Annotated in this window: 24 protein-coding genes and 1 pseudogene; 24 read left to right on the forward strand and 1 reads right to left on the reverse strand. The window is 29.1% G+C overall.

What is annotated here, in order from left to right; translation table 11 throughout:
- The first annotated feature begins 140 nt into the window (after positions 1-140).
- The 5 genes from ACI48Q_RS15265 to hypB all read left to right on the forward strand — a co-directional run bounded on the left by ACI48Q_RS15265 (position 141) and on the right by hypB (position 3,553).
- The gene (locus ACI48Q_RS15265) at positions 141-632 is read left to right on the forward strand and encodes a MogA/MoaB family molybdenum cofactor biosynthesis protein (protein ID WP_474919978.1); all 492 of its coding nucleotides are present in this window, start codon (positions 141-143) and stop codon (positions 630-632) included.
- Between the two features lie 20 nt (positions 633-652).
- The gene (gene moaA, locus ACI48Q_RS15270) at positions 653-1,612 is read left to right on the forward strand and encodes a GTP 3',8-cyclase MoaA (protein WP_474919979.1); all 960 of its coding nucleotides are present in this window, start codon (positions 653-655) and stop codon (positions 1,610-1,612) included.
- 6 nt (positions 1,613-1,618) lie between these two features.
- On the forward strand, positions 1,619-2,092 hold the full coding sequence (moaC, locus tag ACI48Q_RS15275) for a cyclic pyranopterin monophosphate synthase MoaC (RefSeq protein WP_474919980.1): 474 nt from the start codon (positions 1,619-1,621) through the stop codon (positions 2,090-2,092).
- A 21-nt stretch (positions 2,093-2,113) separates the two neighbouring features.
- Entirely contained in the window at positions 2,114-2,548 is a 435-nt protein-coding gene (locus ACI48Q_RS15280) for an MOSC domain-containing protein (RefSeq protein ID WP_474919981.1), read from the forward strand.
- A 324-nt stretch (positions 2,549-2,872) separates the two neighbouring features.
- Positions 2,873-3,553: a hydrogenase nickel incorporation protein HypB gene (hypB, locus tag ACI48Q_RS15285; protein WP_474919982.1), complete on the forward strand. Its 681-nt coding sequence runs from the start codon at positions 2,873-2,875 to the stop codon at positions 3,551-3,553.
- A 101-nt stretch (positions 3,554-3,654) separates the two neighbouring features.
- Here the strand turns inward: hypB and ACI48Q_RS15290 are convergent, their stop codons facing one another.
- Positions 3,655-4,215, reverse strand: coding sequence for a hypothetical protein (locus tag ACI48Q_RS15290; protein WP_474919983.1), 561 nt, complete (start codon positions 4,213-4,215; stop codon positions 3,655-3,657).
- A 1,346-nt stretch (positions 4,216-5,561) separates the two neighbouring features.
- On the opposite strand from ACI48Q_RS15290, the gene ACI48Q_RS15295 reads away from it, so the two are divergent.
- The 19 genes and pseudogenes from ACI48Q_RS15295 (at position 5,562) to ACI48Q_RS15385 (ending at position 19,841) form a co-directional block, all read left to right on the forward strand.
- On the forward strand, positions 5,562-6,068 hold the full coding sequence (locus tag ACI48Q_RS15295) for a GNAT family N-acetyltransferase (RefSeq protein ID WP_474919984.1): 507 nt from the start codon (positions 5,562-5,564) through the stop codon (positions 6,066-6,068).
- Positions 6,069-6,087: 19 nt separating this feature from the next.
- Positions 6,088-6,801 (forward strand): hypothetical protein, encoded by a 714-nt coding sequence (locus tag ACI48Q_RS15300; protein ID WP_474919985.1) that lies wholly within the window; start codon positions 6,088-6,090, stop codon positions 6,799-6,801.
- Positions 6,802-6,837: 36 nt separating this feature from the next.
- The gene (locus ACI48Q_RS15305; protein ID WP_474919986.1) at positions 6,838-7,329 is read left to right on the forward strand and encodes a GNAT family N-acetyltransferase; all 492 of its coding nucleotides are present in this window, start codon (positions 6,838-6,840) and stop codon (positions 7,327-7,329) included.
- A gap of 9 nt (positions 7,330-7,338) precedes the next feature.
- The gene (locus ACI48Q_RS15310; RefSeq protein ID WP_474919987.1) at positions 7,339-8,547 is read left to right on the forward strand and encodes an alpha/beta hydrolase; all 1,209 of its coding nucleotides are present in this window, start codon (positions 7,339-7,341) and stop codon (positions 8,545-8,547) included.
- Between the two features lie 25 nt (positions 8,548-8,572).
- Positions 8,573-9,133, forward strand: a complete 561-nt coding sequence (locus tag ACI48Q_RS15315) for a GNAT family N-acetyltransferase (protein WP_474919988.1) — start codon at positions 8,573-8,575, stop codon at positions 9,131-9,133.
- Between the two features lie 67 nt (positions 9,134-9,200).
- Positions 9,201-10,433: a GNAT family N-acetyltransferase gene (locus ACI48Q_RS15320; RefSeq protein WP_474919989.1), complete on the forward strand. Its 1,233-nt coding sequence runs from the start codon at positions 9,201-9,203 to the stop codon at positions 10,431-10,433.
- Between the two features lie 52 nt (positions 10,434-10,485).
- Positions 10,486-11,271, forward strand: a complete 786-nt coding sequence (locus ACI48Q_RS15325) for a GNAT family N-acetyltransferase (protein ID WP_474919990.1) — start codon at positions 10,486-10,488, stop codon at positions 11,269-11,271.
- Positions 11,272-11,282: 11 nt separating this feature from the next.
- Positions 11,283-11,729, forward strand: coding sequence for a GNAT family N-acetyltransferase (locus ACI48Q_RS15330; RefSeq protein WP_474919991.1), 447 nt, complete (start codon positions 11,283-11,285; stop codon positions 11,727-11,729).
- 14 nt (positions 11,730-11,743) lie between these two features.
- Entirely contained in the window at positions 11,744-12,349 is a 606-nt protein-coding gene (locus ACI48Q_RS15335; RefSeq protein WP_474919992.1) for a GNAT family N-acetyltransferase, read from the forward strand.
- Between the two features lie 96 nt (positions 12,350-12,445).
- Entirely contained in the window at positions 12,446-12,883 is a 438-nt protein-coding gene (locus ACI48Q_RS15340) for a GNAT family N-acetyltransferase (RefSeq protein ID WP_474919993.1), read from the forward strand.
- Positions 12,884-12,937: 54 nt separating this feature from the next.
- Positions 12,938-13,558 carry a class I SAM-dependent methyltransferase gene (locus ACI48Q_RS15345; RefSeq protein WP_474919994.1) on the forward strand — a complete coding sequence of 207 codons (621 nt, stop codon included), beginning with the start codon at positions 12,938-12,940 and terminating at the stop codon, positions 13,556-13,558.
- Between the two features lie 178 nt (positions 13,559-13,736).
- Positions 13,737-14,040: pseudogene (locus ACI48Q_RS15350) on the forward strand (hypothetical protein); the annotation flags it as partial.
- Complete coding sequence (locus ACI48Q_RS15355; protein WP_474920188.1) at positions 14,038-14,520, forward strand: GNAT family N-acetyltransferase; 483 nt, start codon at positions 14,038-14,040, stop codon at positions 14,518-14,520. The pseudogene ACI48Q_RS15350 and the gene ACI48Q_RS15355, both read left to right, overlap by 3 nt.
- 123 nt (positions 14,521-14,643) lie before the next feature.
- Positions 14,644-15,213 carry a GNAT family N-acetyltransferase gene (locus ACI48Q_RS15360; RefSeq protein ID WP_474919995.1) on the forward strand — a complete coding sequence of 190 codons (570 nt, stop codon included), beginning with the start codon at positions 14,644-14,646 and terminating at the stop codon, positions 15,211-15,213.
- A 96-nt stretch (positions 15,214-15,309) separates the two neighbouring features.
- Positions 15,310-15,831, forward strand: coding sequence for a DNA topology modulation protein (locus tag ACI48Q_RS15365; protein ID WP_474919996.1), 522 nt, complete (start codon positions 15,310-15,312; stop codon positions 15,829-15,831).
- 41 nt (positions 15,832-15,872) lie between these two features.
- On the forward strand, positions 15,873-16,787 hold the full coding sequence (locus tag ACI48Q_RS15370; RefSeq protein ID WP_474919997.1) for an alpha/beta fold hydrolase: 915 nt from the start codon (positions 15,873-15,875) through the stop codon (positions 16,785-16,787).
- Between the two features lie 190 nt (positions 16,788-16,977).
- A complete protein-coding gene (locus ACI48Q_RS15375; RefSeq protein ID WP_474919998.1) occupies positions 16,978-17,859 on the forward strand; it encodes a GNAT family N-acetyltransferase in 882 nt (293 codons plus the stop codon).
- A 401-nt stretch (positions 17,860-18,260) separates the two neighbouring features.
- Positions 18,261-18,872 carry a class I SAM-dependent methyltransferase gene (locus ACI48Q_RS15380; RefSeq protein WP_474919999.1) on the forward strand — a complete coding sequence of 204 codons (612 nt, stop codon included), beginning with the start codon at positions 18,261-18,263 and terminating at the stop codon, positions 18,870-18,872.
- 72 nt (positions 18,873-18,944) lie between these two features.
- Entirely contained in the window at positions 18,945-19,841 is an 897-nt protein-coding gene (locus ACI48Q_RS15385; RefSeq protein WP_474920000.1) for a GNAT family N-acetyltransferase, read from the forward strand.
- Positions 19,842-19,873: the final 32 nt, after the last annotated feature.

Consider the following 19,873-nt stretch of genomic DNA (forward strand, 5'->3'; position numbering starts at 1 on the left):
TTAAAAATGTTTAGAATATTATGAATATATAAGGTTAGATTAATCTAAATAGATAGATGGATAAATAAATATAAGACTAATATGTTTTGGCATAGGAAAATCTTAATGTATTAATATATATTGTGTGGGAGGACTAAGAAATGCTAAGTATAGCTATATTAACTGTCAGTGATAAGGGATTTAGAGGTGAAAGAGCTGATAAGACTGGACAAGCATTGAGAGAAAGTCTTGAAAAAAATGATTATGTAGTAAACTATTATAAAATTATTCCAGATGAAATAGAAATAATTGAAAAAGAACTTAAGTATATATGTGATGAATTAAAAGTACCATTAGTTATAACTAATGGAGGTACAGGTTTTTCACAAAGAGATGTAACTCCAGAGGCCACATTAAAGGTTATTGAAAGGCATGTACCTGGAATTAGCGAGGGTATGAGAATGAAATCTCTGGAAATAACATCAAAGGCTATATTATCTAGGGGAGTTTCAGGAATTAGGAAGACTTCCTTAATTATTAATCTTCCAGGTAGTCCTAAAGGAGCTGTGGAAAATTTAAATTTTGTATTGCCAGCTCTTAAACATGGTATTGAGATACTTCTTGGAGAAGCATCTGAATGTGCTAGAAAATAATTATTTTAGGGGATGTTGCTATGATAGATAAAGAAGGTAGAAAAATAAATTATTTACGAATCTCCCTAACAGATAAATGCAACTTGAGATGTATATACTGTATGCCTAATAATGAAAAATGTGGACATGGTTTATCAACTAACATATCTACAGAAGAGATAATGAGGATTATTTCTGTATTAGCTTCCTTGGGAATAGATAAGGTTAGATTTACGGGTGGTGAACCGTTAATAATGAAAAATATAGATGAAATAATATATAGAACGAGTCAGATTAAAGCTATAAGAGATATTTCAATAACTACTAACGGATTGTTGCTAACGGATAGGATACAGGAGCTTAAAAATAGTGGCTTAAAGAGAGTAAATATTAGCCTTGATACTCTTAAGGAAGATAGATATGCATTAATTACAGGTGGTGGTGATATAAATAAAGTTATTGCAGGTATTGAGGAAGCTATTGCCTTAAATTTAACACCAATTAAATTAAATGTGGTATTAATGAGAGGAATTAATGATGATGAAATAGATAATTTTATAGCATTAACTAAAGAAATACCTGTGGATGTAAGATTCATAGAACTTATGCCCATAGGTGCAGGAATTGAGCTTTTTCAGAAGAATTTCATATCAGCAGAAGAAGTAATAGCTGAGCATCCTCAGTTAATTAAAAAAAATAAAGAAAAGAGCACTACAGCAGATTTATATAACATTGAAGGTAGTAAGGGTAATATTGGATTTATAAAGCCACTTAGCTCAAAATTTTGTAGCGAATGTAATAGATTAAGACTTAGTTCTGATGGATGTATAAAGCCATGTCTCCATTCTGAGAGGGAGTATAATATTATGCCTTATATAAGTAATGATATTGTATTAAAGAAAAAACTTGAAGAAATTATATATAACAAACCTATAGAACATACACTTCTTGAAGATAGACAGAGTAGAAGTAAAAAAAGCATGTATGAGATAGGAGGGTAGCTACAAATGAAAAAACTTACACATATAAATAACCAAGGGAGAGCTAAAATGGTGGATGTCAGCGATAAAGAAAAAACTAAGAGAGAGGCTATAGCTAGTGGAAGTATTTATGTTAAGGAAGAAACTCTTAAAAGAATAGAAGAAGGAGATATGGTAAAAGGAGATGTTTTAGCAGTTGCTCAAGTTGGAGGCATAATGGGAGCTAAGAACACTTCAAATATTATACCTATGTGTCACCCTATAATGATCTCTGGATGTGATATAAGCTTTACTCTAGATTTTAAAAATTCAAAAATTGACATTTTAGCAGCGACAAAAACTGTAGGAGAAACAGGGGTTGAGATGGAAGCTCTTACAGCAGTGTCCATAGCAGCATTAACCATATATGATATGTGTAAAGCAATAGATAAAACTATGATTATAGGTGATATCAAGCTTTTAAAAAAGACAGGGGGAAAATCAGGTACCTTTCAAATATAAAAATGAAATGGGGATAAAATTATGGCTAAGGTTTTAGGTATAAATATAAGCAAGGAAAAAGGTGTGATTAAAACTCCAATTGAGCAAGGTTTTTTCAAGTTGGATTTTGGTCTAGAGGGAGATGCTCATGGAGGAAAATGGCATAGACAAGTTAGTCTCTTAGCTAAAGAGAGCATAGATAAAATTAAGGCTAAAGGAATTATTGATTTGACACCAGGCAAATTTGCAGAGAACTTAACCACTGAAGGAATTATCTTGCATGAATTTCCCGTTGGTACCTTATTAAAGGTAGGAGAGGTAGAATTGGAGGTGACTCAAATAGGCAAAGAGTGCCATAATGGTTGTGAGATAAAGAAGCTTGTAGGAGATTGCGTTATGCCTAGAGAAGGCATATTTGCAAAGGTAATAAAAGAAGGATGGATAAAAGAGGGAGATAATATAGAAATAATGAGGTAACATTTTATGTTACCTCATTATTTTTATATATATAAGTTGTAATAAAGTTTCTACATTATAAATTAGTTGATATGAGCTTCATATTATCCCTGCTCAACCGTTTGCTTCGCAATAATATGTAGTTCTAACATCAACAACCATTTAGAACAAAGCTTAGTTAAAAATAATAATTATTTAATTATAAACTTGGATAGCTATAAGAATAAATAAGAAATTAATAAGTATATATGTTATAACCAGGATTTTAATGTTTTAGATATAAAATTAATCATTATATTGATTAATTGATGAATTTTCTATAAATAATATAGGAGGATAAAGAAGATGAAACAGCTTATACTGAAAAGTAATGTATCAAAAGATAATGAAGATTTCTCAAGTAGATGCAGGGAACTATTTGATAGAAATAGTATATTTTGTGTTAATTTAATTGGATATCCAGGGAGCGGAAAAACTGCAATTATTGAGATGATATTAAAAATAGTAAAAATACACTTTAATATTGCTGTTATTTTAGGGGATTTATATACCTCAAAGGATGGAGAAAAAATAGAAAGAGTAGATACAGAAGTTAGTGGTGTACAGATAAATACAGGGGGAGGAACATATTTAGATGGACATATGATATATAAAGCTATAGAACATATAGATATGAATGAGTTAGATTTAATAATAATAGAGAATGTAGGCTCTAATCATTATCCAAATAAGTATAATTTAGGTGAGGATATAAAAATAGCTATAGTAAGTGTATGTGAGGGCAGTGATAAGGTGTGGAAATACCCTCATATATTTAAAAATGCAGATGTAGTTATATTAAATAAGATAGATTTAATGTTAAACGTGAATTTTAGTAAAGAAGAATTTTATAATGAAATAAGTTATATAAATAAGAATGTAAAGGTTATTGAAACCTCTTGCATAGATGCTAGAGGTTTAATGGAATTAAGTAATTACTTAATTGATAATATTAGAGAGAAAAAGTTAAAAAATAGCTCAATATAGGTCATACTAATAAAAGGTACAAGTTCTTAACAATATAATAGTTAAGAAGAGCTTGTACCTTTTTATTTCTTTAAAATAAATTTACTTAATAATAGCAGTACTTATCTAAATGCAAAGGATTCATTTGGAATAGGATAATATTTATTTATAAGACCTTCATATATAAGTGTTTTATCTTCAATTTCTAGTAAATCCATAGGTTTGATATGTTCAGGAGCCCTATCAGTATTATATACATCACTATTTATAAGTAGTTCAGAAACAAATTCTGAACAGAAATAATAATTTTCTCTTTTTAAAGATACATTAAAATATAGAGCTAGTAGTCCTAATAGGTTGTACCTATATAAGTCCTTCTTATTATAATGAATATTTAAGGATCTACGTATATGGTTATATTGTGACTCAGATACCTTTAGTTCATAAATAAGGCATTTACTATTTGTATAAGCTTTGAAGACACCTTCATTAATATTTTCTTTTACTAAGCCACCTGAGAATGGATTTTTAGGATTTTTTCGTCCTAAAGAATACATTTCTTTAAAATTTATATCAAAAGCAATCGATACATGCACATATTCATCCCTAGTAAATAGATATATAACATTTGATAACCAAGTACCAGTACGTGTAAAAACTAAGTATATAGATTTTTCTTTCATTCGCTAATCACCCACCCGTGTTAAGATTTATTTTCCATATTTATTATTTATTTTAATACAATATTTATAATGAACTATATATTATTACTAACAGCTCTGCATAAGTTCACCCATCCGGGTACAGGCAACTAGAGGTTTCTTTGTTCTGCAGAAATCTAAGTTTACACTTAAGCCTTTTGCTTCACAATAATATATAGTTCTGAAATCAACAGCAATTTAAAACAAAACCTAATATATAAATGCTAGTAAAGATGTTTCAAATAAATTACAATAAAGAATATAATTATATGGATTAATTTATATACGATAATATATTAATTTCGTGTGAATTATTAATTTATATTTTATCAATTAATATTATCATAAAATTTATCTTAAATCCTTACAGTTTTGAAACATTAACAAATTTTAATATAACAATATTGTTATATTATTGAATTTATATTCTTATTATAAAGTAAAATTCTTAAGAAAACTTAAACAGAATTCTTAAGAATTTCTTAAGTATATCAAAAATCAAATTTAAGCTAATAAAAAGGTTTAGTTTAATTCTATATAAATATATAACGATTAAGAACAAAAAAACCCTACAAATAAAGAATTATTTTTCAATATATAGAAAAGCTACATTTGTAAAATAAAGGTAAAATTATAATTTGACATTAATTATAATTATACGGATTAATTCATAAAAATCAAATAGTATATTTTGGACAATAAAATTTTTTTACAAGAGTAAGTTTGGTTGACAAATAATACAATTAAAAACTATAATAGGAATATAATCAATAAAAAGGAGGTAGGAATATGTTAAATAAGGCTAATAATTTATATAAACTTAATAGAAATACAAATTCTACCCTACCTCAAAGTATAGGTTTTTAAAAAGCAATTTAAAGTTCTATGTTTGTAATTAAGTTCTAGGGTATCCCTAGGACTTTTTATATTCATAAACAAAATAGCTGTATCCTATTTCTAAAAAGGAAAGGATATAGCTATTTATTTTTTACGATGATTAAATCATAAAAAATAATAAATATAAGAATTATGAAATTTATCTTTCATGACTTACATAAGAAGTTGAAACATAAATTTGATTAAGGAATTCTAACCTTTGCTTAGCTAAAATTTTCTAACGCTCACATTCGACGTCCTGTCTCAGGTTCACTAGCTTGTCGTCCTGACAAGCTTACGAGAATTTTATCTATTCAAAGGAAGAATTTCTAAAATCAAATTTAAATAGTTTCTTCATTTCTTATGCAAGTCATTACAGAGAAATTTCATAATCTTAATAAATCAATACCTCTTATGATTTAGTCTTACTATTAATTTTAGGAGGAATGGATATGAATATCACAATTAGAGAGATGAAGGAAGAATTATTTATATATACAGCTAAGATGCTTACAGAACTAATGAATTATCATAGAAAGCTTAATAATGCACCAAAGGAATTTTGGCAGACTGATGAAGAGTCAGAGAAGTCATTAAAGGAATGGCTGGAAATAGGTGAGGTTTATAATATTTTTCTTAAGGAAGAAGTAGTGGGCTTCTTTTATATAAGATTTGGTGGACAAAAGGTAGCATGGCTGGAGGATATATTTATTACTGAAGAATATAGGAAGAGGGGTATAGGAAAGCTCGCTATTAAAAAGCTTGATGAACTAATGATAGAGAGAAACATAACTTCAATGTTTGTAAGTGTTATACCTAGAAATACTTCTGCCTTAAAGATTTATAGAGAGTGTGGTTTTGATCATCTTAATATGATTGAACTTAGAAAAAATTATGATAAAAGACTAGATAAGAAAGAGGAAGTTCAAATATTAGGATTTGATTTTAAAAAATATTAGTTGAAAGGATGAAGTGGATATGAATAATAATTGGATTACTTGTGAAAGTGAGAACTATATATTTAATTTTCATAAAGGATCAGTGGCAGAAAGTAAAATAAAAGAAATAATTCAGTTACAAGAAAGAGTCTTTAAGTTTATATGTAATGTACTGCAAGTTAATTTTAATTATAAGATTAAGTATTATTTATGTAATTCTCCAGCTGAGGTGGGAGAATTATATGGAGATAATGAGCAATGTAATGGATTTGCAAGAAGACCAAATGAAATATATGCAGTGGTTAATGAGGATTTGGAATGTACAGGATATCATGAGGATGCTCATATAATTTCCTATGCATTAGCAGTGCCGTTACAAGCCTTTATGAGAGAAGGATTGGCTATTTATTTCGATAAACAATGGTACGGGATTAGTAATTTTAGTTGGACAAATTATTTTATTAAGAATGATAAATATATAAGCATAACAATGCTCATGAACAATGAAGAATTTTTCAAATATAGTTGCAAAGTAACTTATCCTATTTCAGGAGCTTTTACTGAATATATTATTTCAATGTATGGTATAGAGAAATATAAAGAGTTTTATATACAAATAACTGAAGATTTTGAAAAAACGTGTCTAGATATATTTAATATAGAATTTGGTGAATTGGAGAAGAATTTTATTGAGTATGTGTGTGACTTTAAGATTAATGAAGAAGTAGAAAAAATAATGAAAAATTTTGAATAGAAATGTGTAAGAGAATATATGAAGAGGTGAGGAAAGATGGTTGAGCTTCGTTATCCAAAGATAGAAGATGCTGCAGAATATTTAAGGATTTTAAAAGATGGAAAGTATGAATTTTACCACGCAACCATTCCAGAGGATGTTGAAGAAGAGATTCAATGGATTAAAAGAAGAGAGTATAAAAGAAGTAATAATCTTGAATATAACTATTCAATAATTTATAAAGGAATTCTAGTGGGAGGCTGTGACATTAAAATATTTCAAGATGCACCTCATATAGGAGAATTAGGATACTTTGTAGATAGAAGCTATTTTAATAAAGGAATTGCATCAGAAGTTGTAACTGAATTAGAGAAAATAGCTTTTGAAGAACTAGGATTAGTCAGGCTTGAAATTAGGATGGATCCAAGAAATAAAGCTAGCGAAAAGGTTGCAATTAAAAATAACTTTATTAGAGAGGGATTACTGAGAAAAGTTTTAGAATTTCAGGAAGAATACTATGATAATCTACTATATGCTAAGGTAAGGTGAGAAATCATTATGAGTATGGAGAATTTAAGAAGTTATAAAGTAAGTGAATTATTAAGAAAAATAGAAAAAGGGAATTATAGTGCAATTGAAGAATTTTGGTTAGATATAGAAAATATAGGAACACCTTTAGTGGAAGAAATAGAAGGGGATAATAGTAATGTATTAGTGACTTTTATATATAAAGGAGAAGGTGATTTAGACAATATATTAATTTATGGAGGAGTTCCAGGATTTCGTTATTCAGAAAATATAATGGAGCATATTGAAGGTACTGATATCTGGTTTAGAACCTACAAGGTTAGGAATGATGTGAAATTTAAGTATAACTTTTCATTAAATTATGAATTTGATAATAACTATGAAAACATAAAGAAGAATTCAATTACAGACCCTTTAAATCATAATGCATTTGGTTTTGCAGAGGACGAAGAAAATCCAGAGGATAATCAGCAGATATATTCATTAGTTAAGCTACCAAAGATTAAAGAGGACTTTTGGACAGCTCCGAGAGAGGGAGTTCAATGTGGAAAGATTGAATTACATAGGTTTCATAGTGAAATTCTAGATAATACCCGTAGAATATGGGTTTACACCCCGCGAAATTATAGAAATGATGGCAGTCCATATAATTTATTACTTCTTACTGATGGACTTGAATATATGAATATGGGGGCTAATACAGTTTTTAATAACTTAATAAGTGATGATAAAATTCCCCCTATGGTTTGTGTATTTATTGAAAGCACAGTGAATAGGTATGAGGAACTTACCTGTAATGAGAAATTTTCTAACTTTTTAATTAAGGAATTGATGCCCTGGACGTACAAAAATTATAATATAACTAAAAATCCACAAAGCACAATTATGGGAGGAGTTAGTCTTGGAGGGCTATCAGCTACATATATAGCTTATAAAAGTCCTCATATTTTTGGTAATGTGCTTTCGCAATCAGGCTCTTACTGGTATGAAAATCAATGGCTTACTAAAGAGTATGAAAATAATGAGAGGCTACCTATAAAATTTTATTTAAATGCTGGATTATTAGAGGATCATCCCTATGATGATGAACCTATAATGATGGAAGTAATAAATAATATGCGAGATGTTTTATTAAGCAGGGGCTATAGTGTAGCGTATGAAAATTTTCCATCAGGTCATGATTATTTAGGTTGGGGTGAAACCTTAGCTACAGGACTTATAGCTTTAATTGGAATGTAGACTAACAAGAAAGAAGAGTGAGTATATGAACCATATAGATTTAATTTTTGAAACCTTTCCAACGCTTGAAACAGAAAGGTTTATATTAAGGCAAGTAAAGGAAGCGGATTATAGCTATATATATGATATATATTCTGAGGAAGAAGCTGTTAAATATCAGCAAACTAATCCTATGACTACCATTGAACAGGCAAAGAAATCTGTAGAAGCATTTCTAAAAGGTTTTAATGAAAAGAGATTTATTAGATGGTGCATTACAGAAAAAGAAACAGATAAGGTGATAGGGCTAATTACACTTAATAATTTTGATAAAAATAATTCAAGTGCAACTATAGGATATATGCTTAATAAGAAATATTGGAGAAAAAATATAATGAGTGAAGCAGGGGAAAAGGTTATTAGTTATGGATTTAAAACTTCAAATTTACATAGAATTGAAGCATCCATACACCCTGATAATATTGCTTCAATCAAACTGTGTTTAAAACTTGGATTTATAAAAGAAGGATTGAGAAAAGAGTCAGTTTATAATATAGCAACAGATAGATATGAGGACAGGTTGATATTTGGAATAGTAAAGAGGTAGAGATAGTAGGGTATAAACTTATGGGAAATTAATTATGAAAAATATACAACAAAGGAGCAGAAAGAGAATGGACTTTTATAGAGCAACAGAAAATGATTATAAATATATAAAATATGAAAGGTGTTTTGTCCAGAGCACTGCCTTAATTGCAAGTAATAAAGAAAAGGTTGTTGGGGTACTTGAGTATGATATAACCAACATAGAGGAAGCTGAAATTGTAAATTTTATTATATTAGATTCATATAAAGAAGGAGAAATTTTAAAAGGTTTAATGGATGAAATGATGTATTGGAATCCTTATTTAAAAAGAATTATATACAAAGAAGAAAATAGTAAACTTAATCCTGATATTTTGGTTAATTATGGATTTAAAAAGAATTACGGATGGTTATTAGCTATTAATAATGACATTGAAGTTTTTAAAATTAACATAGATGAGATAATACCAGAACAATTAACTGTTGATGAAGTTAAACTTAATAGAGTTGCTTCATGGATAGAGAAACCAGAAGATATTGTTGTTAGTTGTGTGAAAATAGGAGACAAGATTGTTTCTATAGATGGTCATTCTAGATTAGTAGCAGCCTATAAAAAGGGATTCAAACATGTTTATGCTTATTTAGAAAAAGACAATGATAGTATAGAGTTCTATAAAACATGTATGAAATGGTGTGAGGATGAAAAGATTTTTACAATTAAAGATCTAGCTAGCAGAGTTGTAACACCAGAAAAACATAGTGAACTTTGGATTAATAGATGCCAAAGGTATTTAAGAGAAGAAAGAAGTAAAGATAAAATTAATATTATAGAAACAGCAAGATTATATTTAAAACCAATGACTTTGGAAATGGTCGAGTTGTTAATTAAAAGAGATAATGAGAAAGTTGAAAGTTTAGGTTTTAAACTAGGTAATGGGTGGCCAACAGAGGACACTATGGACATACTTCCGATCATAAAAAAGAGACTCAAAGAAGAGAATGATTCCACAGGATTTGAAGATTGGATGGTTATAAAAAAAGAAAGTAATGAAGTTATAGGAGATATTGAATTTAAGGACAAACCTAACATACTAGGAGAGGTTGAGATAGGTTATGGTTTTATTGAGGAAGAGAGAGGAAAAGGTTATGGTTTTGAGAGCTTGAAAGCAATGATTAATTGGGCATTTAATCAAGAAGGCGTTAGATGTGTTAAAGCTGAGTGTTTAATAGAGAATAAACTTTCCGCTAGAATATTAGAAAAAGTAGGAATGAAAGAAACCAGTATAGATGAGGAATTGATTTACTGGAAGCTTTTTAAATAGGACTATGTAAAGCAAAGATTAACTAAGTAAGAAAATCGATAGGAGATGTAATATGAATTTTAGATTTGAGACTACCGCAATGGAGGATATTTTTAAATTAATAAAAGAGTATACAAAAACATTATCCTCACCTTTTGATTCCTATCTAGATGATCATATAAATCAATCAGAATTTCATAAGATAATTAAAAATGATCTAGTGATAGGATATTTATCAATATATGATAAAAAGTTACTAACTCAGTTTTATATAGAGAATAAGAATCTAAGATATGCTCAAGATATTTTTTGTGAGTTAATTAATGAATTTTCTATAGAGGCAGCTTATGTGTGTACATCAGATGAATTATTTCTAAGCTGTATTTGTGATATAGAAAATAAAGAAATAAAAAACCAGGCATACTTCTTTCAAGACAATAAGAAGAATCCTGAACCAGTAAAGCTATACGAAGGTGGAGTTTTAAGAGTAGCAGAGGAAGGTGATATAGAAGTAATAAAGGAAATCAGTGAGGATTTCTTTGAAGATATTCCACAGCAAGTGAAGGAGAATGAGATATTTATTTTTACTGAAGAGGAAAAAGTTTTAGGTTTTGGTATAACTGAAAAAGGACAAGTATTGAAGGGATATACAAGTATAGGAATGTTTACAAATGAAGCATACAGACAAAAGGGCATTGGAAGAACCATAATAACTAAACTAAAAGAATTATGTTATGAAAATGGAGAAATTCCTATATGTGGTTGCTGGTATTATAATACCAATTCGAAAAAGACCTTAGAGAGTTGCGGTTTTGTGTCTAAGACACGACTTTTAAATGTGGAATTCATTAAAAAATAGGAGGAAATATATTGAATATATATTTTAAAGATATTACTATAGAAAACTGGAGAGAAGCTATTAGATTAAAGATATCTAAAGAACAAGAGATATATTTACCTCATTCTAACTTAATCTCTATTGCAGAATCAAAATTCTATCCTCAGTGGGTAACTCTAGGTATATACAAAGATGAAAATATCATTGGATTTTCTATGTATGGTCTAGAGAATGATGAAGAAATATGGATAATTCGATATATGATTGATGAAAGATATCAAGGACAAGGGTGCGGTAAATATGCACTAGAAAAATTAATAGAAAAAATTAAAGAAGAAACTAAGTGCCATAAAATTTGTTTAAGTTTTCATCCAAAGAGCAAAGTAGCAGAAACATTATACTCTAGCTTAGGCTTTAAGCAATTTATAACTGGGTTGGAAGCAGAGGATGAAATATTTTATAAACTAGAAACTAAATAGGAAGGAGTTAAAATATGAGCATATATAAACTAAAAATGATAAATTTTTTAGAGTTAAATGGAAATCTGATTTATTTAAAGAAACTAGGAAGCGAATATATTGAAGAATACTATGAATGTTTTAAAGGTAGCAGTATTGAATCAAATGTCTTTACTGGAACCAAGGAATTTCCCACTAAATTTAATTTAGAAGGCTTTTTAAACAGAATTGAAAATGATAGTAATCGAGCAGATTTCTTAATCTTTTCTAAAGATTATAACAAAATTGTTGGTGAAGTTGTTATCAATGAGGTAACTGAAAAAGATAGAAGTGCTAATATAAGGATAGCTATTTATAAAAAAGGAGACTTTAATAAAGGATATGGAAGTGAAGCTATAATTTTAGCACTTAACTATGGCTTTGGAATGTTTAACCTTCATAGAATTGAATTAAGTGTATTTGAATTTAATGAAAGAGCAATAGGTGTTTATGAGAAATTAGGGTTTGTAAAGGAAGGAATCAGAAGGGATAGTCTGTATTTTAATCATAAATACCATAATGAAATTATAATGAGCATTTTAGAGGATGAATTTAGAAATTTATATATAAGTTGTGATGAAAACTTGAAAGATTTATTGTAGATAACAAAAATATGGATTAAATGAAAGAGAGATAATATTATAACTAAAATAAATTCATGTACAAGTAGGTATATGAGATATTAAGGAGAGATAATAATGGAAATTATTTTAAAAGAAATTGATAAAAACAACTGGGAAGAGTGCATTGAACTTGAAGTGGGGGAGAATCAAAGAAGCTTTGTGGCTTCAAATTCCTATTCATTATTGCAATCTAAATACGAAGATTGTGGTTATCCAATGGGAATATATGATGGTGAAACCATGGTAGGATTTTTAATGTATGATTTAGATGAAGATACTAATAAGTGGTGGATGTGTAGATTAATGATGGACAAGAAGCACCAAGGTAAGGGATATGGGAAAAAAGCTATAGAATTATTCCTTGATTTAATGAAAAAAGAGAAAGGAAATATATCGGTATGTACAAGCTTTGAGCCAGAAAACACTGTTGCTGATAAACTATATGGAAGCATGGGCTTTAAAAAAACAGGAGAAATACTTGAGGGAGAAGTTGTAATGGAGATACAGCTGTAGTTAAGGGGGAGGCAACTTGTTTAAAGAACATAATTATGTAGTTTGGGGAACTAAGTGTCAGTGTGTAAAGAGAACTCTATTTTGCAAAATCAATTTCATCCATGGAGTGACTGTAATTTAGTTATAAAGCTGAAATGTGAGTGTGGTAAAATCCTAGAAATTAATAGAGAAAAAGCCAAAGCTTTTTATAATAGTAAAATCTATGACTACTATAAAGAATTGAGTGGAGATGTTATAGATTTAGGTTGTGGTGGAGGATTTATAACCAATTATCTTAATAGTAATTATCTAGTAAATAATATTTATGCTATAGATAGAGATAGTGGCTGTATAGAAGATTTAAGCAAAATCAAGGATGAACAAGAAAAAATTAAATTTATAAACATAGATATATCAGAATTATCAAACAGATTTAAGGGGAATAGTGTGGATTATATAGTAAGTAGAGATGTATTTATGTTCATAGAAGATATTGAAAAATATTTCACTGATATGTGCAGGATAGCTAAAAAAGGAATAATACAAATGGGCTGGTACATTTCTCATAACCATAGAATGAAAAATCAAATTACTCTCGATGAAATAGCTATGGAGTTTAAAAGACGAGGATGGAAGGTTAGAATTAATTATTTAGAATGGTATAAAAGTGGATATGTTATTTTAGCTGATAGATAGCATTAACTGCTACTTAGCTTTAGAGGGGAAGTTGGATTAAAAAGAAAGCTTCGCCCCTCTGAGGCTTAGATGAAATTAATGCAATGGATTATATCATATCAAGGCATAGAAAAATACAAAAATTTAATGATTATAGAATTCTGCAAGGGACTATAAATTTTATATTAAGGGGAAAAAAATGATTGAAATAAAGAAAGTATCAACAGAAATAAAAAGTAAATTACAAAATGATTATATTGAGACCTTAATAGCCCCAATAGATGGTTACTGGCAAAATGTAAAGATTGGTGGTTCAGAATGCTATGAGATTCTGTATGAGGATAAAATAATAGGTCATTTTAGTGTGGATTCACAGAAAACATTAGTACAGTTTCATGTTTCTAAAGAGTATTATCTATATAAACAAGCTGTTTTCAAACATATTTATTACAAGTGATATGGTAGAAAAAGCTGCTGTTTCCACTAAAGAACCAGAATTTATGGCTTTATGCCTTGACTATCAGAAAAGTATATCTGTAGATTCTTATCTTTTTATTGATAATGAAAAGATAAAATATGAATTAGATAATTATAAAAATATATCTTTCAGATTAGGGCAAAAGAATGACATAGATGCTATAAATAACAAATGTGATTCTGCATTTGAAGGATATTATGAAGATTTAATAGAAAATAATCAGTTATTTGTATTATATGATGGTGAGGATTTGCTTGGCATAGGTGAATTTAGAATAAGTAAGACACATGAAGGAAAGTATGGAGATATAGGAATGCATGTAGCTGAATCGCATTGTAGAAAGGGAGTTGGAACATATATTATAGTTCAACTAAAAGAACATTGCTATAGTAAATGTGTAATTCCTATGGCAATTTGTGATGTACAAAATATAGCATCTAAGAAAACTTTAGAAAAATCTGGACTTATAACTAATCATAGAATTATATATGTAACTTTTAATTAATATAAAGTTAAATTTTTACGTAATTGAATACTTAAGATTAAAAAGTATAAAAATTTGAGTTAAGGAGGTTTAAATCAATTTTAGTTTTAAACTTCTTTCACTGCATTAGGGGGATAAACCAGCATGAATTATAATTTTTGGAAAGGCGAAAAAATTGGACTTAGAGCAATAGAATTAAAGGATGCAGAAAACTATTATAAATGGGCTTATGATTATGATTGTGAAGCTGATAGATATTGTGATGAAATACATTTTCCAAGAAATCGTGAGGCAATGACCGACATGGTGGAGAAAAAGTCAAAAGCAGCACCAGAGAATGATACATTCACATGGATTATAGAGAATAATGATGGAATAGCAGTAGGTAACATAAATACTATTAATTGCAATAGTAGGACAGGCACCTTTGGATATGGCTTAGGGATATCAAGAGAATGCTGGGGAAATGGATATGCAAAAGAAGCTATAAAAATAATACTAAGATATTATTTTAGGGAATTACGATATCAAAAGGCTACTGTTTATGTCTATTCTTTCAATGAGAGGTCAATGAAGCTCCATGAAGCTTTAGGGTTTAAAAAAGAGGGAGTAATTAGAAGAATGGTATATACCAATGGAAGCTATTATGATGAAATAATCTATGGTATTACCAGTGAAGAATTTGATGATATAGATAAGAAGCTTAAGTTATGATAAGAGGCAAAGAAAGTAATTATAAAATAAAAGTGTTCAAAATAAAAAATAGGTAGGGATAATTCAGTTTATACTTATAAATTTTAGAGGAGCAATATGAAAAGAATAATGATTTTAGGTTCAGCAGGTTCGGGAAAATCTACAGTGGCTAAGAGAATAGGAGAAATAACAGGGATAGAGGTAATACATTTAGACACCTTGTTCTGGGCTCCAGGGTGGATTAAAGTTCCTAGTGAAGAATTTGAAAATAGGGTTAAAAGCTATGTTGAAAAAAAGTCATGGATAATGGATGGAAATTATAGTGGAGTGTTAGATATGAGGCTTGATGTTGCTGATACAGTAATTTTTATTGATGTACCACGAGTTAAATGTTTATATAGAGTGATTAAAAGAAGATTTAAATATAGTGGTAAAACTAGAAGTGATTTAACAGCAGGATGTGATGAGAAAATAGACTGGGAGTTTGTAAAGTGGATATGGAATTTTCCGAAGCATAGTAAGCCTGCGCTATTAGAAAAAATAGAAGAAAAATCAGAAGGAAAGGAAGTATATTACTTAAAGAATAAAGAAGACATAGATTTTTGTATTAGTCATATAAAGAGCAGAAGTATTATATAGATTATATTTTAAAAAGTAATAATAAATTAAGGAGATTTAACGTGAACATAGAATTAGTAGATATAGAAGATGGAATATTAGAAGTTTGTACTCACGGTGAAGGTGAGCAAGTTGTAGTTATTGAAACAGGACTTGGGACTTTATTTTATGATTGGTATCATATAGCAAAGGAAATTTCTGAGAAAGCAAGAGTAATTTTATATCATAGAGAAGGTTATGGAAGCAGTTCAATAGGTGAAGAAAAATGTACTACAAGAAGGGTAGCTGAAAATTTAAAGTCATTACTATCAAAAAAAGGTATCAATGAGCCAGTAATATTAGTAGGACATTCTTTTGGAGGAATGTGTGTGTTGCACTTTGCAAAATTATATCCAGAACTGGTGAAGGCTTTAGTTTTAGTAGACTCATCTCCAGTAGAAATGTATAAAATAGAAAACTTAAAAAGAAAACTTCAATCCATACAAGAAAAATATACTACAGCTAAGGCCATAGAAAGATTAAAGAAATTTGGAGCTATGAGTGAGGATGAGCTTAAAGTGGAAATTAATCCAAGTATTTCAGGAAGTAGCAATAGACTCTCAGAAGAGATTCAAGAAAACATAAGAAGAGCTTTAATTAGTTCTAAGTTTTATAGGGCTCAAGGTTCTGAATTTGAAAATATACTGGATAGTGGGATAGAGGTAGAGAAGTTATCTATAGAGATGTTAAAAGATATGCCAATTAAATCAATAGTAAGGGATGGAGAGATAGAAATAAATAAACTAATAAAGGCCGGAATACCAGAATCTGAAGCAAGAACTTTTGAGAATTTGATTCAAGAGTTGAATAGAGAAAAACTAAATTACTCAACAAAAGCAGAATTAATTTTAGCTAAAGGTTCAGGGCATAACGTCTATAATGATTATCCAGAGATAATTTTAGAAGTCATTAATGAAGTATTGTTTTGTAATAAATAGTTTGAATATTAAAAAATATTGAGCTTATAGAATTAAGGGCAATGAGTAGAATCTCGCCATATTACTAGATGCTCATTGTACTAATGAGAGTGTAAAACTAGTGCTTGAAACTATGAAAGAAAAACAAAGAGAATTAGAAATACTACTTATCAATTACCATATTGTTTTAGACAAGAATGGAGGGGGAAAAATGGCTATATCATTTAAAAATTATTGCATGTTCACAGATTTTGAAAAGGTTTCTATGTTTTTTAGAAATAATTATGTTCCATACTTAAAGAATAGTCACTGGGCTGGAGCAACTTGGGAATATTCTCAGGGATTGCCGTGGTTTGACTTTGTAAGACATTATAAAATCGGTATATGGCAAGATGATGATGAGATTGTTGCATTATGCTCTTATGAATCAAAGCTTGGAGAAGCATATATTTTTACTGCAAACGGATATGAATTCATGAAACCTGAACTTCTTGAGTACGCTGAAAAAAATCTATATGCTATAAATGACGATGGAAAGAAAATTTTACAGGTTAGAGCTTCTACAGTTGAACCAGAATTTCAAAAATTGTTATTATCAAAAGGCTATATCTATTCATGGGACTATGATTTAACGGTTTATGATTATTCAAAAGGCTTGCCAGAGGTTGAATTACCTGAGGGTTTCAAAATCATTACTTTTGATGAAGAAAACGATTATAAAAAAGCAGCAAACGCCGTTTGGAAGGGTTTCGACCATGAAGATGATAATGATATTGATGGCTATATGCTTGGATTGAATATGCCGAATTTTCGCAAAGATTTGCTTTTTATTGCAAAAGCCGATAATGAAGATTATTGTTCTTATGGAGCAATTTGGCTAGACGAGGTTAATCATTACGCATTTCTTGAGCCATTATCTACTGTGCCACAATATCGCCGCAAGGGTTTGGCTAAAGCATTACTTTATGAAGCAATAAACAGAACAGCTAAGATGGGTGCAACCTATATGATAGGTGGAAGCAGAGAATTTTATAAAGAAATTGGGTATGAAACATACTATACGATTCAGTACTATAAAAAAGTATTGGATTAATAATCTTACAGTAACTAAAGGTAAAGTAGAAATTCTTGCAAAGTTAGTGGACAGGCTAACGCCTTTTAATGAAGAATTTAATGCATTTGATTAGCTAGAAAGTATAGTAGAATCATTTAATCATGAGATTAATAGTGAAATTTCACAAGCAACAAATGAGGTATTATTTATAAGGTTTGAAAAAGAAAAAGAGTATTTACCTAAATTTCGTACAAATATAATCTTTATATTTGTGAATAATTGCCTGTTAATATTATTAACAATATTCCAGTAGTCTCCAATAATTTAGTCGAAAACTACTGAAATAATATATAAATTTTAAAAATGATAACACCAAAACCAAGTTCGTAAGCAGAAGATGGGATTTAGAGGGATCAAATTAAAAAATGAGGTGATGTATATTGAATAATCTTATAAATGCTTTTCCACTTTATAATTTCTTAAAATATTGTAATTCTAATCCTAAGGGAAAAAGGATACTTGACTGTGGAGCAGGAGGAAATAATCCACCATTATCGCTTTTTTATGAGTTTGGATATGAAACTTATGGAATTGAATTAGATGAAAATCAGTTAAGAAAAGCTGAAGAATTTTGTATGAAGCATAATATAGATTTAAATTTATCAAAAGGAGATATGAGAAAGCTACCTTTTAATGATAACTTTTTTGATTTTTTATATTCATATAACACATCAGTTCATATATGTAAAAAGGATTTTTCTATAGCACTTAAGGAGTTTTTAAGGGTATTAAAACCAAAAGGATTTTGCTATGTGAACTTTCTAAGTGAGGATTGTACATCTTATGGAAAAGGAATAGAGATAGAATCAGGGGAATTTAGATGCGTTGAAGATAGAGAGGAAGTGACCTACTGTCACTACAAAGATGATGAACCAGAAAATTATTTTCAAGGATTTAAAATAATTTACAGCGAAAAAAGAATAATTAGGCGATATATAGATGAAGAAGAGTATATATCTGGTTATTTAGATTATATATTAGAGAAGCAGTAGGGAAAATTTTCATAATTATAGTGAATTAATACTTTTGTGGGTTAAGCATTATGAAAAAGGAGGGTATAAAACATGAGAATTGAGAGTTTAACACAAGAAAGATTAAAAGACTTTATAACTTATTGCAAAAGTCATAGAAATGAAGTAGATTACAGCTTTTTATATGATGAGGATTTAGAAAGATTTAATATCAATGAAAAGAACCCAACATATCTTTTGCTAGATAATGAGGAGAAGGTTATGGGAGCAGCTTCTCTTATCATTGATGAGTATAATAAAAAGGGGAAAAAGGGTAGATTTAGAATATTTCATAGCATAATAAATGATATAGAAGTATATAGGGGAATGCTAGGAGAAATATTAAAACATACAGAAGGTATAGATAAGATATTTATCTTTGCTAAAGAAGAGGATAAGCAACTTATAAATATCCTTAATGCTTTAAACTTTTATATTGAAAGATATTCATTTGTACTAAAAAGAGATGTACAACCTATAGGAGAAGTAATATTTCCAGAAGGTTTTTATTTAAAGGATTTTCAGTTTAATAGAGATGAAGAGCACTGGTGTGAAGTTAGGAATGCAGGCTTTGCAAAACTTAAAGGCAGTGAAACACCTAGAACACCTAAAATGATAAGTGAAATGCAATATGATGGAGGGTTATTGCCAGGTGGTATGAAAATTCTATATAACCATGATGATCCTGTTGGAGTAGTTGGGGTGTCAAAGGAAGATGAAGAAGGTATAGAATATGCATTTATACATTCTCTAGCAGTGAAACCTGAGTATCAAGGGAAGGCTGTTGGGAAAAACCTTTTAAGAGCGGCTTTACATCATGGAAAAACTATTGGTATAGATAGGGGTATGCTTAGTGTAAATGGAGAAAATGATAGAGCTTTAAGTTTGTATTTTAATGAAGGCTTTTATAAGGCTGAAGCAGTGATATGTTATAACTATGATATAAATTAGCAACTAAAAATAAAGCTTATTTTAGGAGGTCA

The organism is Clostridium sp. LXY-7, from assembly GCF_056172015.1.